At 55.9% G+C, this 15,387-nt stretch carries 10 protein-coding genes; 4 read left to right on the top strand and 6 right to left on the bottom strand.

The genetic code is table 11. The annotated features are described in order from the left end of the window. Nucleotides 1-19: 19 nt before the first annotated feature. Nucleotides 20-1,996, top strand: a complete 1,977-nt coding sequence (gene ptsP, locus ACFPLB_RS16400; protein WP_378231639.1) for a phosphoenolpyruvate--protein phosphotransferase — start codon at nt 20-22, stop codon at nt 1,994-1,996. A 2-nt stretch (nt 1,997-1,998) separates the two neighbouring features. Here ptsP and ACFPLB_RS16395 read toward each other — a convergent pair whose 3' ends face one another. Continuing rightward, nucleotides 1,999-2,886, bottom strand: a complete 888-nt coding sequence (locus ACFPLB_RS16395) for a hypothetical protein (RefSeq protein WP_378231637.1) — start codon at nt 2,884-2,886, stop codon at nt 1,999-2,001. Nucleotides 2,887-3,178: 292 nt separating this feature from the next. On the opposite strand from ACFPLB_RS16395, the gene ACFPLB_RS16390 reads away from it, so the two are divergent. After that, nucleotides 3,179-4,225, top strand: coding sequence for a sugar-binding transcriptional regulator (locus tag ACFPLB_RS16390; RefSeq protein WP_378231635.1), 1,047 nt, complete (start codon nt 3,179-3,181; stop codon nt 4,223-4,225). Here the strand turns inward: ACFPLB_RS16390 and ACFPLB_RS16385 are convergent. The 5 genes from ACFPLB_RS16385 to cysT all read right to left on the bottom strand — a co-directional run bounded on the left by ACFPLB_RS16385 (nt 4,218) and on the right by cysT (nt 8,757). Further along, nucleotides 4,218-4,664 (bottom strand): RrF2 family transcriptional regulator, encoded by a 447-nt coding sequence (locus ACFPLB_RS16385; protein ID WP_378231633.1) that lies wholly within the window; start codon nt 4,662-4,664, stop codon nt 4,218-4,220. The genes ACFPLB_RS16390 and ACFPLB_RS16385 overlap by 8 nt on opposite strands. Before the next feature lie 177 nt (nt 4,665-4,841). Further along, entirely contained in the window at nt 4,842-5,828 is a 987-nt protein-coding gene (locus ACFPLB_RS16380) for a sulfate ABC transporter substrate-binding protein (RefSeq protein WP_378231631.1), read from the bottom strand. A 138-nt stretch (nt 5,829-5,966) separates the two neighbouring features. After that, complete coding sequence (locus tag ACFPLB_RS16375; protein WP_378231629.1) at nt 5,967-7,019, bottom strand: sulfate/molybdate ABC transporter ATP-binding protein; 1,053 nt, start codon at nt 7,017-7,019, stop codon at nt 5,967-5,969. A gap of 12 nt (nt 7,020-7,031) precedes the next feature. Continuing rightward, nucleotides 7,032-7,913 (bottom strand): sulfate ABC transporter permease subunit CysW, encoded by an 882-nt coding sequence (gene cysW, locus ACFPLB_RS16370; protein ID WP_378231628.1) that lies wholly within the window; start codon nt 7,911-7,913, stop codon nt 7,032-7,034. After that, the gene (cysT, locus tag ACFPLB_RS16365; RefSeq protein WP_378231626.1) at nt 7,906-8,757 is read right to left on the bottom strand and encodes a sulfate ABC transporter permease subunit CysT; all 852 of its coding nucleotides are present in this window, start codon (nt 8,755-8,757) and stop codon (nt 7,906-7,908) included. The genes cysW and cysT overlap by 8 nt, the downstream gene beginning before the upstream one ends. A 459-nt stretch (nt 8,758-9,216) precedes the next feature. Here cysT and ACFPLB_RS16360 point away from each other — a divergent pair, with 459 nt between their 5' ends. Further along, complete coding sequence (locus tag ACFPLB_RS16360; protein ID WP_378231624.1) at nt 9,217-11,157, top strand: autotransporter assembly complex protein TamA; 1,941 nt, start codon at nt 9,217-9,219, stop codon at nt 11,155-11,157. Between the two features lie 27 nt (nt 11,158-11,184). Further along, nucleotides 11,185-15,381, top strand: a complete 4,197-nt coding sequence (locus ACFPLB_RS16355) for a translocation/assembly module TamB domain-containing protein (protein WP_378231622.1) — start codon at nt 11,185-11,187, stop codon at nt 15,379-15,381. Nucleotides 15,382-15,387 lie beyond the last annotated feature (6 nt).

The raw sequence follows: 15,387 nt of genomic DNA, 5'->3' as shown, positions 1-15,387 counted from the left end.
AATAAGGCAGTTTTATCATATGGAACGCTCGACAATCGTCAGGGTGCATGATGGGTTGCACGCCCGGCCCGCAACAAGATTCGTCAAGCTTGCAAAGAGCTTTGAATCCGAGGTTGAAATCATCCGCGACGGCAAGGCCGTCAGCGCCAAGAGTTCTGTCAAGCTGATGCTGCTTGGCGTCAAGGAGGGACAGGAGGTTTCTGTTCGCGCCAATGGTGCTGATGCGGCTGAAGCGGTGGAAGCACTGATTGGCTTTCTGGAAAATCCGAAATCTGGGCTGGATGAAGAGGCCGGGCCGCAAGCCAGTATATCTGCAGCAGCAAACGCACCGCCCCCTGTAAAAGCGGCAGATATTGCGGCGGATGGCGAGGGTATTTCTGGCATTGCCGCCAGCGAGGGCGTGCATCTGGGACCGGCTTTTACGCATTTTCCGGCACAGATCAAGGCGGAAGATCGCAGGCTTTCCGCTGATGAAATCGAACCTGAACAAGCACGTTTTCATGACTCCATCAAGGCGGTTCGGGCGCGCATGGACAAGGCGCTGGCCGGTGATGCCCTGGCTGAAGGTGACCGCGGCATTATTGCGGCTTTGCGTGACATTGCCGGTGATGAGACGCTGCTGGAAGGGGCAGGTGAATTGATCGGCACTGGTCTTGATGCCGTTTCGGCCACTATTGCCACCACGACGCGGCTGGCGCAGGAATTTGGTGCGGTTGATGATCCTTATCTGAATGCACGCGCCGATGACATGCAGGCGATGGGCCGTCAGATCTGTCTGGCCCTGTTGGGACAGGATGATGCCAGCCTTGATGATATTCCTAACGGTGCGGTGCTGATTGCTGAGGATATTGGCGCATGGGATCTGGCGCGCGCGCCCTTGGAGCGCGTTGGTGCGGTGGTGTGCGGGCAGGGTGGCGCCACCTCGCATATTGCCATCATCGCCCGCTCGCATGGCATTCCGGCTGTGCTGGGGCTTGGCGCGCGCGTGCAGGATTTGCGTGAAGCCAAAGAGGTTGCTGTCAATGGTGACAGTGGCGCGGTGATTGCTGATCCTGATGCACAGACACGGGCAGATTATCTCAAGCGCATGGAAGAGGCGGCAGCCGAGCGGGTTGCGCTGGAAGCCTATAAGGATGTGACGCCGACACTGGCTGACGGGACCATGATTGAAGTCGCCGCCAATCTTGGCTCGCTGGAAGAGATCGACGCGGCAAAAGAAGCCGGTGCAATGGGGGTTGGCCTGTTTCGCACCGAGCTTTTGTTCATGCGCCACATGCATCTGCCGTCCGAAGACATGCAGACGGAAATTTACAGCACGCTGGCCAAGGCCTTTGCACCGGCCCCGGTTATCGTGCGAACACTTGATATTGGCGGCGACAAGCCGATTGCCGGTATCGAGTTTGCGCATGAGGACAATCCGTTTCTTGGCTGGCGTGGCATTCGCATGTGTCTCGACCGCCCCGATATTTTCAAACAGCAGTTGCGGGCGCTGATGCGCGCTGCCGTGCATGGCAATGTGAAGGTGATGTTGCCGATGGTTTCGCAATTGTCGGAGGTTGTGCGCACCCGTGAACTGATCACAGAGTGCGAGGCGGAACTGAAGGAGCAGGGCGTTCAGTTTGGTGCCTTCGAGCTTGGCGTGATGATTGAAACACCGGCGGCTGTGCTGATTGCGCCTCAGCTTGCCAAGGAAGCGGCGTTTTTCTCCATTGGCACCAATGATCTGACCCAATATGTGATGGCGGCCGACAGGCTGAACCCGACTGTGGCGGGGTTGAATGATGTGTCTGACCCGGCGGTGATGGCAGCCATTGAATTGACCGCGCAGGCCGGACGGCAGGCGGGCATCATGGTGGGCATGTGCGGGGAGGCGGCGGCTCGCCCTGATCTCATTCCGCATTTCTTGCGCATGGGGCTGACCGAGCTTTCCATGAGCCCGGCCTCCATCCCGCGCGCCAAGAAGGTGATTGTGGAGATGAGCAAAGCTACGAACTGAACTCAGCGCAGAAGGAAAATCAGCATCGCAAAGATCGGTGTCAGTTCACTGATCGGGTCGCTCGCATGACAGGCGCAAATGATACGCTCCAATCTGGCTTCAATCGCCAAGGCTGCCATATCGAGCAGGTCTGTTTCGGGTTCAGGATCCGCGCTTGCCAGCGCCAGCCCAAGCGCCAGTGAGGCGATAATCAAAATAGTCAGCCTGTTTTTGGCTTCAAATGTCAGGGGTGCATTGCCTTCGTGCGTGAGAGGCTGAACTGGCCGGACGCGCAGAAATTCAGCCGTGAGGGCTGCACACAAGCTGGCCAGACGGGCAATTTTTTGCGTTGTGCTGTTTTTATCTTCGGTTGGAGCATCGGACCAAAAAGTGGAATCGGTCTTTGGATAATTCCGATGCTCATTCAAAGAGCTAGAGCGTCCTTTGTGCGTCCGACAGGACGCACGGCGCTCTAGACGCAGAAGATTTTTGTGCTGGCGCAGCATGGTGGTGTGGACGGAGGCAAAGTCTGCTTCCTGTATCGGCCTGGAAGTGATCGTGAAGCGGGCCAGCAACGCTTTGGTCAGGTAATACATATCGCGGCGGAAGGCCCGTTGGCTTGTGTGTCTGTCGCCATCGGGATCAAAATAGGCATCCAGAGGGCGCGGGCGCACAGTGCTGTCATCATAAGGCGCCAGTGTTGTGGCAACCGTTATGGTATTGTCGAAAAGGCTAATAGCGCGTCCGATCAGGCCCTCGATTTCAGGCAGGGGAAAGGGTGGCTGCCCGCCTGGAAGAAACGGCAGGCCGGGGCCACCATGATCATGACGATGAGCGCGAAGGGTGTGGTGCATTTCGCGCAGCCGGTCTTTGAGTTTGATGCGCATGTCTTCGGATATGTCACGCAGCATTCTTGTGTCCCGCACTGGTGTGTCTGAAGCGCTAGAGCAGCGGGCGTTCTGACGAACGCAGCTTCCGCTGCTCCAGCTTCTTTTTTAGCCGCATTGTTGCGACGCCAGATGATTCCATCTGGCTGCAAAATGCTCTATGCGCTTAATTGGCGCATAAAGGACGCTCTGGCAGAAATTGCCGGAATAGGGGATTGTTCCCGGCAATGCTTTGTAATCAATAAAGCATATTATATGGCTATGTCAGAGTCCTGACCTTAAAATTTGCTGTCAAATGATGCGCTTGGAGAAAAATTTGGCAAGGAAGCCCCGCAGGGAAAGCAGGTCGAATGGTGGTGGCGATGTCGCTCTTGCCGGTGGCGGTGGTGAAAGCCGCAGTGACCGGCTGCGAATCCGTGCGGCCTGGATGTATTTTGTCGAGCAGATGACCCAAAACGAGATTGCCGATGTGCTGGGCGTCGGGCGGGTGACGGTGGTGCGCATGCTGGCTGAGGCGCGTACCCGCGGTGAGGTAAAAATCACCATAGAAAGTGATCTTTTGGAAACTGTGCGGCTGGAGCGTGAACTGGAGCGCGCTTTCGGGCTGGAGCAGGCAATCGTTGCCCCGCTTTCTGCGCCTGATGCCGACCCGATGCCGGCAATTGCCGCCAAAACGGGTGGCTATGTTTCAGAAATTGTCAGATCGGGAATGCAGGTGGGGGTCGGCTGGGGCAATACGCTGTTTTCGACCCTGCAGTTTCTCAGTGCGCGGGCCTTGACGGATTTCAAGGTGATCTCCTTGCTGGGCGGCGTTGGTGTGGCCCGCCGTTTCAACCCTGCCGAATTTGCCTGGCGTTTTGCGCAAGTGTTTCAAGGCGATGGCTATCTGATTCCGACACCGGCAGTGGTTGACAGTATCGAGACGAAAACGGCGCTGGTGGAGCGCTGCGGCCTGCAGGAAATTTTCCAGCTTGCCGATACTCTTGATGTTGTTCTGGTCAGTGTGGGTGGAATAGCCTCTGCCACCACTTTTTATCGCGGTGGTTTTTTAAAAGAGGAAGACCGTGAAGAACTGGTGGCGCGCGGTGCGGTTGGTGATTTGCTGTTTCATTTCTTCGACCGCAATGGTGTGCTGGTTGACCATCCGATCAACCGGCTGGTCATGTCGGTGGAGGTTGATCGCCTGCGCCGCGCCCCGGTGCGCATTCTTTCCTCCGGGGGCGAGGAAAAAATTGGGGCTTTGATGGGCGCGATGACGCTGTTGAAACCGACGGTTCTCATCACCGATGAAGAAAGTGCACGCTGTATGCTGGCTGAGCGCAACAGTGCCTTCATCGGCACCCAGGACAAAAAGCTCAGATAGGCAGATCGGTGAAAAAGTCGTTTCCTGTGGCGTCGCGCATGGCTTCCAGACTGCGGCTGTCCAGCACATCGGCAATGGCTTGTCGCACCTCGATCATCATGTGGCGCACTTCACAACTGGCCTCATCGTCACAATCGTCGCAGCGCTGATATTGTGTGCGGCTGGCGCAGGCCAGAGGCGCCAGCGGACCATCAAGAACGCGAATGACGTGGCCAATATGTATTTCCGATGCCGGGCAGGCAAGGCGATAACCGCCATCCTTGCCTTTGCGGCTTTCCAGATAGCCCTCATTGCGCAATTCGCCCAATATGGCATCGAGAAACCTGCGGGGAATGTTGCTGGCAACAGCAATATCATTGATGAAAGCCAGTTCGCCTTCGGGCAGGCGCGACAGATAGACAAGTGCCTTCAGACCATATTTGGCTTTTTTGGTAAGCATTCCTGCCGATTGTCATAAATGTTCAAACCAGTTTGGCGCTGGTTTGAAAAGATTGCGGAATTTCAGGCTGTAAGAGCCTGAAATTCAACAATAAGCCCTGATGTTTCATTCAGCAAGGGCCTGGGCATTTTGCTTGCGCGTACAGATGGCGTCATCTGTACGCGCAAAATGCCGGGATCAGCGGCTGCCATAAGCCTGATCAAGCAATGCGCCTTCGACGAAATGCTCGGCCTGTACCTTTTCCCAGCCACCGAACACATCTTCAACGGTGACGAGACGCACATCCGGGAATTTTTCGCTGAATTCGGCTGCAACAGCCTCATCGCGCACCCGCAGGCCATGCTGGGCCTCGATGGTCTGGCCTTCGGGCGAATAGAGAAACTCCAGATAGGATTGAGCCAGATCGCGGCTGCCGTCCTGATCTACAACCTTGTCAACAATGGCGACGGGAAATTCGGCAAGCAGGCTGACGGAAGGCACCACCTGTTCATATTTGTCGGTGCCATATTCATTGGCAATGCCTTGTGTCTCGGACTCAAAAGTAATCAGCACATCGCCAATGCCGCGCTCGGCAAAAGTGGTGGTGGCGGCGCGTCCTCCGGTGTCGAACACGGGCACATTGTTGAAGATTTTGGTGACGAAGTCTTTCACCTTTGCTTCATCGCCGTCAAATTTCTCCCGCGCAAAAGCGGTTGCCGCCAGATAGGTGTAGCGCGCATTGCCAGAGGTTTTGGGGTTGGGGAAAATGATCTGCACATCGTCGCGGACCAGATCGTCCCAATCCTTGATTTCCTTTGGATTGCCAGCGCGCACAAGGAAAGAGGGCAGGGAGTAGAAAGGCGAGGCATTGTCCGGGAATTTCTGCTGCCAGTCTTCCGACACCAGACCCTGTTTGACGAGGAAATCAATATCCGTGACCTGATTGAAGGTAACGATATTGGCTGACAGACCGTCGGCAATGGCACGCGCCTGCTTGGAGGTTCCGGCATGTGACTGATCAACAGTCACGCCCGGATTTTGGGCAATGAAAGCCTTGTTGATGTCAACAAACAATTCGCGCGCCACATCATAAGAGGCATTGAGCAGCTTGTCGGCTGAGAAGGCTGAGGCAGAAGATAGTAGCAGACCGGCAGCAGCGGTTGCAGCAAGCAGAAGGTGTTTCATGACAGGCTCCAGATAAGAATATGCATTGAATAGATGCCGGCCCGGTTCTTTTCGAGGTATGGAGCTTCTGTTGAAACTCTTGCAGGGGAAAACAATTCTAACAAATTTGTCTGTTGGGAAATTGTCGCTCTTTCTGCGTCATGTGTCTGAATTTTCAGGAAAAACCTTCCATTTGCGTGGTCTAAACGCCACCCGGCTTTGTTGTGTGGCTGCATGGTCGGCGAGAAGATCGATCTCAACCCGCTCGCGCTGGCCGTCAATTTCCAGTTCCACACGTTTTGTACCGGCCACGCGGCGGCTGGCGACAACCGATCCGACAAGGCTGTCATGGTTGTCGTCATCGACCAGTTCAATGTCATGGGGGCGAAAGAACAATGTGCCCGGACCCGAAGGCAGATCAGGCGCTGACAGGCCGATTTTTCGCTCTCCCAGCCGCAGTTGACCAGCTTCTATCCTGACCGGAAGCGCACTTGAATCGCCAATAAAACTATAGACAAAAGGCGAATTGGGATTGTCGTAAACCTCATCTGCGCCGCCGACCTGTTCAATGCGGCCCTGGCTCATCACCACCACACGGTCAGCCAGTTCGAGCGCCTCTTCCTGATCATGGGTGACAAATACGGTCGTGTGGCCAGTGGCTTCATGAATTTCACGCAGCCAGCGGCGCAAATCGCGGCGCACCTGTGCGTCAAGCGCACCAAACGGCTCATCCAGCAGCAGCACTTTCGGCTCAATGGCAAGGGCCCGCGCCAGCGCCACGCGCTGACGCTGGCCGCCGGATAATTGTGCCGGGTAGCGCTTTTCCAGTCCTGATAATTGCACCAGATCCAGCAATTGTGAGGCGCGTTGTTGAATTTGAGCAGCAGAGGGCCGGGTTTGTGCGGGCCGCACCTTGAGACCAAAGCCGATATTGTCGGCCACTGTCATATGCCGAAACAGCGCATAGTGCTGAAAGACAAAGCCGACATTGCGTTCGCGCACGCTTTTTGCCGAGGCATCTTCCTCACCAAAAAAGACACGCCCGCTGGTAGGCTGCTCCAGCCCGGCAATGAGCCGCAGCAATGTCGTCTTGCCGGAACCGGAAGGCCCCAGAAGGGCGATCAGTTCGCCGGGACGGATGCTGAGCGAAACATCGTGAAGGGCTGCAAAACTGTCAAATTCCTTACGGATATTGGCAATGCGAACTTGCATGGGAACTTCCTGTCAATGTCCGCGAATGGCGGCGATTTCGGCGCTGTAGCGCATTTCAAGGAGTGATTTCAGCGCCAGTGTAACCAGTGCAAGACCGGCCAGCAGCGAGGCGACGGCAAAAGCGCCGGTGGCGTTGTAATCATTGTAAAGGATTTCGATATGGAGCGGCATGGTGTTGGTCTGGCCGCGAATATGGCCTGAAACCACCGCGACTGCGCCAAATTCGCCCATGGCGCGCGCATTACATAAAAGCACCCCATAAAGCAGGCCCCATTTCACATTCGGCAAGGTCACATGCCAGAAGGTCTGCCAGCCATTGGCGCCAAGCGAGATGGCGGCTTCCTCGTCGCGATTGCCCTGTTCTTCCATCAGCGGGATCAACTCACGCGCCACAAAAGGGAAGGTGATGAAGACGGTTGCCAGAACAATGCCGGGAACAGCAAACAGGATTTCGATGCCATGGGCTTTCAGCCATGGTCCAAGTGCGCTCTGGGCGCCAAACAGCAATACAAAAAGAAGACCGGAAATGACGGGCGAGACCGAAAAGGGCAGGTCCACCAGCGTTGTCAGAAAGGCTTTGCCCTTGAATTCATATTTGGCGATGCACCATGCCATGGTGACGCCAAAGACGAGATTGAGCGGCACCGAAATGGCCGCCACCAGCAGGGTGAGGCGGATGGCTGAAAGTGTGTCGGGCTCGCCAAGCGAGGTGAAATAATAGCCAGTTCCCTTCTTGAAGGCTTCCATGAACACCAGCGCCAGTGGCAGCAGCAGGAAGATAGCCAGGAAGATGAAGGAGATCGCCATCAACGTCCAGCGGGCAGGGCGTCTTTCGGTGGTGCTGAAATCGCTGGGCGGTGTTGCGCCTGTGGCGGATATGACAGGCTCAGCCATAGCGTTTGCGACTCCAGGATTGCAGCAAGTTGATGATCAGCAGCATGGTGAACGAGATGATGAGCATCACTGCTGCAATGGCGGTTGCTGCCGGATAATTATATTCTTCCAGGCGGATGATGATGAGCAGCGGTGCGATTTCTGAAATATTGGGCAGGTTGCCGGCAATGAAGATTACCGAGCCATATTCGCCAACGCCACGTGCAAAGGCCAGCGCAAAGCCGGTGGTGATGGCCGGTGCAAGGCCGGGAAACAATATGCGGGTGATGGTCTGGAAGCGTGTGGCGCCAAGGGTTGTGGCAGCCTCTTCGACCTCGCGATCAATCTCTTCCATGACCGGTTGTACGGTGCGCACGACAAAGGGCAGGCCGATAAATACCAGCGCCATGATAATGCCAAGCGGCGTATAGGCGACCTTGATGCCAAGTGGCGCCAGCAGAGCGCCCATCCAGCCATTGGGTGCATAAAGAGTGGTCAGCGCAATGCCTGCAACGGCAGTGGGCAGCGCAAAAGGCAGATCGACCATGGCATCGATTATGCGTTTGCCGGGAAAACGGTAGCGCACCAGAACCCAGGCAAGGATGGTGCCGAAAACCACATTGACCATGGCTGCCGCCAGAGCGGTGCCAAAACTGAGCTTTAGGGCATTGAGCGTGCGCGGGTCCGTGGCCTGCAGCCAGAACTGGGGCCAGCCAAGCGAGGCTGACCGCCAGGCAAGACCGGAAAGGGGGATAAGGATGATGAGGGTGAGCCAGGTCAGCGAAAGCCCAAGCGTCAACCCAAAGCCGGGAATGACGCTTGGCTGCTTGAAACGCCACCCTGCCTTGATGGATGCACTAGCCATTCTATCCCTTGATATTTAAAAGCGCGTCCTGCTTGGGCGCGCGAAGATTCCCGGTGATCAGGCCCTGTGTAGCGGGCGCTGTTGTGACTGAACGAAATATCTTGTCATGGGCAAAATGATAAGGTTGCGTATTCTTTGCGGGCGCAAAAACCGGGGAATTTATGCTCAAAAACACTATACTGGGGAAATTTTTCCCCTAATGGGGTCTGTGAAGGGCTTTTGAGCGAATTTTTATGCTCTTTGAGGAGAGGGTCCGTCGTAAAATAGACACTCGATAAGGCTGAAAATAGACGGTATCAATGGAGCGAAAACATCGCTATTCAACCAGAGGTAGATATGGCTATTTACTGGAAGAAATGATTGTGGCGTCAATAAATTGCGCAAAGGTGATGAACTGTGCAAAAGGGAAAAATTTGAAAAATTCAGTCGAATTTTAACTTTATTCGTTAAGTTAGCACCATGCGCAGTGTACTCAAGCACAAGACAGATAAGCAGGTGGCAGCGGGAAATGCGCTGTCACGCGCGCTATTGCTTGTGCTTTTGGCAGGCACAACACTGACAGTTGCACCACAACCAGCCAGCGCCTTTGAATTGTTTGGCATCAAGCTGTGGGGGACTTCCGACAGCCAGGAGACCGATATTGTCGATCCCATGCGCTATACCGTCACCATCAATGTGCCTGACGATTTTGATGAGTTGAAGAAAAGGCTGGAGGCAGCTTCCAGCCTGAAAAGCGGTGAGGAACGCCCCGTTTCAGGCTCGCTTGGTCTGATGTCGCGTGCCCGCGGTGACCGGGAGAGCCTGATTGCCGCCCTTTATGCCGATGCGCGTTATGAGGGCGTGGTTGAGGTTTTGATTGACGGGCGCTCCATTGATGAACTGCCGCCCGATACTGAATTTACGGATGCGCAACCGATTCCGGTGGTGGTTGAGGTGATGCCGGGTCCAAAATTTACCCTTGGCAATATCAGGCTTGAAGGCGACACAGCCGGGCTTGCCAGTGCCGATTTTGGCCTGATTTCAGGTGGGGAAGCCGGGTCTGGCGCAATCTTGAAGGCCGAGGCGCTGATTGTGCGGGCGCTGAAGGAAGAAGGGCGACCGCTGGCGGAAATTACCGATCGTGAAATTGTGGCCGATCATAACAGCACGACGCTGGATGTGAGTTTGACCGTAAAGGCAGGGCCGGTTGCCGGTTATGGCGAAACGACGGTGGCAGGCACGGAGCGGATGGACCCGGAATTCACCCGTTATATGGCTGGCCTGAAACGCGGGGCGCGCTATTCGCCTGAAGAGATGGATGCAGCACGTGAGCGGCTGCTTGGCCTGGAGGTTTTCAACAGTGTGACCTTGCGTGAAGCAGAAGCACTTGATGCCAATGGCGATATTCCCATCGGCATCAATGTTGCCGAGCGCAAGACACGCTATCTGGGCATTGGTGGTACGGTGTCGAATACCGACGGGTTGGGTATTGAAGGCTATTGGGGCCACCGCAACCTGTTTGGCCGGGCTGAAAAGCTGCGTGTCGAAGGCTCGATCAGCGGTATTGGCTCCAACGATATCAGCAAGCTGAATTATAATGCCGGGATCATGTTTGAAAAGCCGGGCGTGGTGGGGCCGGCTTCAAAATTCTTCAGCAGCCTGAAAGCCGTCTATGAGCATCCTGATGCCTATGACCGCTTCTCGGTAAAGGGCAGTGCAGGGCTTTCCTATCAGATCGGCAAATACACGACGGTTTCCGGGGAATTTTCGCTCGATTATTCAAAAATTACCGACCCGCTCAACAATGATACAAAAAATTATCTGATTGCCTCCACGCCTTTGCAATATGTCTATGACCGGCGCGACAATCTTCTTAACCCGACCAAGGGATACCGGCTGCTGGCCTTTGTCGAGCCAAGCTATGATACTCTCAATGCAAAAGCCTTTGTGAAGATAAAGGGCGAAGGTTCGGCCTATTATGCGCCAATGGACAGCAACCGCTTTGTGCTGGCCGGGCGGGTGGCTGCGGGCTCCATTTTGGGTGCTTCCCTTGCCGATATTCCGGCTGACCGGCGCTTTTATGCTGGCGGTGGCGGCTCGGTGCGCGGCTATTCCTATCAGGGTATCGGGCCGAAAGACCCGCTGGACAACAAGCCGACCGGCGGCCTTTCCTGGTTTGAGACTTCGGCTGAGTTGCGCATTGCGCTTACCGATACGATCGGTGTGGTGCCTTTTGTGGATGCGGCAACAGTATCGAACAAACAATTTCCTGAATTTTCGGACATCAAGGTGGGCGCTGGCATCGGTTTGCGCTATCTGACACCGTTCGGGCCGCTGCGGATAGATGCGGCGGTGCCGCTCAATCGGGAACGGGGCGATCCGCGCTATGGTATTTATGCGGGTATCGGACAGGCTTTCTGACATAAGCCAAGGCGACAGGCAAAGATTATGAAAATTGCAAAGCGGCTCTTGCGCATTGTGTTTTATGCAATGCTTGTCGTGATCGCCGGACTTGCGGGGGCAGTTGTGGTTTTGACCACGACCGAGCGAGGCCGCGACAATCTGGCCGGGCTTGTCTCTTCTCTTGCCTCTACTGCCGATTCAAAAGTGGCAATTCGCGGAATCGAAGGTATCTGGTCGGGTAATCTTAAAATTGCTGGAGTGGTGCTGGAGGACCGTGAAGGGCCATGGCTGGCGCTGCGGGATGTGGCGGTCGACTGGTCGCCTTTTTCGCTGATTTCACGCAATTTTTTAGCCGAGCGGGTTGCGGTAGGGCGTATTGAGGTCGCCCGTGCGCCGATTGCCGGGGAACAGGAAAAACCGAGTACAAGTGGCGGGTTTTCCTTGCCTGTGTCTGTCGATATTCGCCAGATCGACCTGCCACAGATCGTGCTTGGGCAGGCGCTGGCAGGGGCAGGAATTGCCGAGCTTGGCGCCAGGGGCCGGGTGCGGGCGGAACGCTCGCCGCTGGCGCTGGAAGCTGATCTTTCGGTGGCGCGCCGCGATGGCAGGCAAGGTCTGGTGTCGGCTCTGGTTCGCTTTTTGCCCAATCATAACCAGTTGGAGCTTGATGTGCGTGCGTCCGAACCGGCAGGCGGCATCATTGCCAATCTGCTGCAATTGCCGGATGCGCCTCCTGTGAACATATCCCTTTCCGGCAATGGACCGCTGGCCGACTGGGCCGGACATGGCACATTTTATGCCGGGGGCGAGTTGATTACTGAAATTTCGGGCAGCCACGCCTTTATCAATTCGGGCAATGGGGGCCAGGGCAGCCGGGTGGAATTGCGTGGCCAGGGCGACTTTGCCCGCTTTGTGCCAGCACAGTTTAATTCTCTTTTGGCAGGAAAGACACGCTTTGAGATTGCCGCAAGCATGGATGAAGCACGCGGGCTGACGATCGAGACGGCAACGGTTGATATGTCAGCCTTGAAAATTGTGGCGCAAGGCAGTGTCAATCCGGCGGGTGCAACCGATTTTTCGCTCGATTTCAGTTCTGTCGGTCCAACCGTGCCGCTGGGGCTTGGCAGTACAGAAAGCCCTCTCGACCTTGAATTGCGCGCAGGCTTTCTGCGCGCCTTTGGTGAGGGGCGCTCGCCCATGGTCGATATTGAGGTGCAGCTTGATCAGGTCGCCACCAATGATATGCGCGTCAACAATATTGTGCTGGCGCTGCATTCGGATGAATTTGACCTTGAAAAGCGCAGTGGCCCGATTTCAGGAACGGCAAGTGCCGACAGGATCGACTTTGACAATCCAACTGTTGCACCGCTGATTGCCGGTCATATCAGCGCGCTGGTGGAAGGCGATCTTTCCCAGGACACCATCACCATCTCAAAGGGCGAAATTGCCAGTGATGCGCTCAAAGGTGGTTTTGACGGCAATGTTTCGCTGGCTGACGGTTCGATTGAACTGAATGTGAAGGCCGATGTGGCGTCAAATGCTCTTCCGGCGGCAGCGCATCCGGCGCTTGGGGAGCGCGCCACGCTTATCCTCAATCTGGGCCGCGATGAAAATGGCAATGTCAATGCAGACAAGCTTGAGTTTTTATCAGGGCCATTGTCAGCAACAGGTAAGGCAAGCCTTGTGGATGGGAATGTTGCGGCGGAACTGAATGGGGCGCTGGCCGATATTGCACCTTTTGCCAGCAATGCCAGCGGGGCCATTGCCCTTGGCCTACGTGCTGACGGTTCATTGATCGCCCCTGATGTGGCGCTAACGGTCAGCAGCGACAGGCTGACTGTGGCTGAGCGTGAAATTACCGGGTTGAAACTGGATGCGACAGCCAGAGCCGATATGGCCAGTCCGGCTGCTGATGTGACGCTGGCGGGCAATGTTGCAGGCGAGGTTTTGCAGGGCAAGGTGACGCTGAAGACGGAAGGTGGCCAAAGCCGTATCGATGATCTGACCATCTTGCTTGGGCCAAACCGCATTGATGGCGATCTGGTGCTCGATGAAGCCTTCCTGCCGGAAGGCCGGATCGGTTTTGAACTGCCCGATCTGGGGCCGTTGGCGGCGCTGGCGCTGGAAAAACTGGAAGGCGCGCTGAATGGCAGCATTACTTTCACCAAACCGGATGGCGTGCCGCAAATGGAGGTGAAGGCGGCAACGCAGCACCTGGTGCGCGATGATCTGAGTGCACAAAATGTGACTGTCGATGCGCTGATTGCCAATTATGCGCAAGTGCCGGCAATTTCAGGTTCTATTCAGGCCGATGGTGTGACCGCCAGTGGTACGGCCATTACCGGCATTGCTGTTGATCTGAAACAGGATGGTGAATGGACCGCATTTTCAGGCGGGGCTACGGTCAAGGATATTCCGGCCAATGCCGGCGGGCGGGTCAAGGTCGCACAAGGTGTGACAACGCTTGAGTTGCAGTCGGGGCAGGCCACATTCCAGGGGGTGCGGGCAGCCATTGCCGAGCCTTCGGTAATTGAAGTCAAGGATGGCCGCACTGTTTTGGAAAGACTGGTGATCGGCCTTGGCAATGGCCGTATTGTCGTATCGGGTGCGATTGCTGATGCGCTCGATATCAAGGCCGATCTCAATGCCGTGCCGGTCTCGCTTGCCAATAATTTTGTTGCTGATCTGGAGGCTTCGGGCGCTATTTCCGGCATGGTGACTGTGAGTGGGCCAGTTTCCGCGCCCATGGTGAAATATGACCTGAAGGCCAGCGATCTTGCCGCAGCCCAGACCCGCAATGCGGGCCTTGGCGGGGTGGGGATTATCTCGTCGGGCAATTTTGCCAATAACCGGCTTGAATTTACCTCAACCATTTCGGAAGGCTCAGGGCTGAAGCTGCAAGGTGGCGGTACGGTTGGCATGCAAGGCGCGCCTGATCTTGCGCTCAATTTCAATGGTGATCTGCCATTTGCCATTGCCAACCGCATGATTGCCGAACAGGGCATGTCGATGAATGGCACGGCGACCATTGCCGTTCAGGTGCGCGGACCGGCAAGTTCACCGGCCATCAGCGGCACGATCCGCTCCAGTGGCGGGCGCTTTCTTGCTGCACAGGCCGGGCTTGCTGTCAATGATATCGCCCTTGATATTTCCATGGGCAACAATGTGGCGACCATCAATCAGTTTACCGGAAAACTGTCATCGGGCGGCACATTGACGGTTGGTGGCACGGTCGGCACCGATGTCAATTCCGGCTTTCCGGCGGATCTCACTATCGGGCTGGCCGATGGCCGCTATACGGATGGCCATCTGGTCACGGCCAATCTGGGGGGAGATCTGAGTATCAAGGGTCCGCTTGCACAGGCCCCTGTATTGACTGGCGCCATCAATCTGGGACGTACGGTGATTACCGTGCCGACCCAGTTGCCGACCTCGCTGTCGGAACTGAATGTACAGCATAAAAATGCGCCGGAGGCCGTGCTGCGCCAGGATCAGGCGCTGTATCCGTCAGGTCATGGCAGCACCAGCAGTTCAAACAGCGCCATGACACTTGATCTGAGCGTCAATGCGCCCAATTCGATTTTTGTGCAGGGCCGGGGGGTGGATGCCGAGCTTGGCGGCAATATCCGGCTGACCGGATCGGCAAGTGCGCCAGAGGCGGTGGGTGATTTCAAGCTGCAGCGCGGGCGGTTGGAAATTCTTGGCAAGCGGCTTAATTTCACGCAAGGAACGCTGACATTTTCCGGCTCCACCATTCCCTATCTTAATCTGGTGGCGACAACGACTGCTTCAGATGCAACGGTCAATATCAGCGTGACCGGGGAAGCCACCAATCCGAAATTCGTGTTCTCGTCGGTTCCGGCATTGCCCGAAGATGAGGTGCTGGCACGGCTGATCTTTGGCCGCTCAATGTCCAACCTGTCGCCGTTGCAGATTGCGCAGCTTGCTGAAGCTGCCGCGCAACTGGCCGGAGTTGGCGGCTCAACCTCGTTGTTGCAGAATCTGCGCAATGCAATCCGTGTGGATGATCTTGATGTCATTACCGATGAACAGGGCGGAACTTCGGTGCAGGCTGGCAAATATTTGAATGATCGCACCTATGTGACGATCCAGAAGGGTGAAAAGCCGGGTTCGGGCAAGGCGCGCATTGATCTGGATGTCGGGCGCGGCATCAAGCTGCGTGGCGAGGCAACTGACGCTGGCGAAGCCCGCGGCGGTATTTTTTACGAGAAAGAATATTAAATATTA

This window comes from Aquamicrobium segne (assembly GCF_042656785.1).
In the GTDB taxonomy this organism is placed as follows: Bacteria; Pseudomonadota; Alphaproteobacteria; order Rhizobiales; family Rhizobiaceae; genus Mesorhizobium; species Mesorhizobium segne.
The sequence above is the reverse complement of the archived record's forward strand: the minus strand, read 5'-3'. Positions and strand labels throughout refer to the sequence as shown.

Coding starts and splice junctions, on each gene's coding strand:
- ptsP (WP_378231639.1), top strand. CDS start 20: ATGGAACGCTCGACAATCGTCAGGGTGCATGATGGGTTGCACGCCCGG.
- ACFPLB_RS16395 (WP_378231637.1), bottom strand. CDS start 2,886: ATGCTGCGTGACATATCCGAAGACATGCGCATCAAACTCAAAGACCGG.
- ACFPLB_RS16385 (WP_378231633.1), bottom strand. CDS start 4,664: ATGCTTACCAAAAAAGCCAAATATGGTCTGAAGGCACTTGTCTATCTG.
- ACFPLB_RS16380 (WP_378231631.1), bottom strand. CDS start 5,828: ATGAAACACCTTCTGCTTGCTGCAACCGCTGCTGCCGGTCTGCTACTA.
- ACFPLB_RS16375 (WP_378231629.1), bottom strand. CDS start 7,019: ATGCAAGTTCGCATTGCCAATATCCGTAAGGAATTTGACAGTTTTGCA.
- cysW (WP_378231628.1), bottom strand. CDS start 7,913: ATGGCTGAGCCTGTCATATCCGCCACAGGCGCAACACCGCCCAGCGAT.
- cysT (WP_378231626.1), bottom strand. CDS start 8,757: ATGGCTAGTGCATCCATCAAGGCAGGGTGGCGTTTCAAGCAGCCAAGC.
- ACFPLB_RS16360 (WP_378231624.1), top strand. CDS start 9,217: ATGCGCAGTGTACTCAAGCACAAGACAGATAAGCAGGTGGCAGCGGGA.
- ACFPLB_RS16355 (WP_378231622.1), top strand. CDS start 11,185: ATGAAAATTGCAAAGCGGCTCTTGCGCATTGTGTTTTATGCAATGCTT.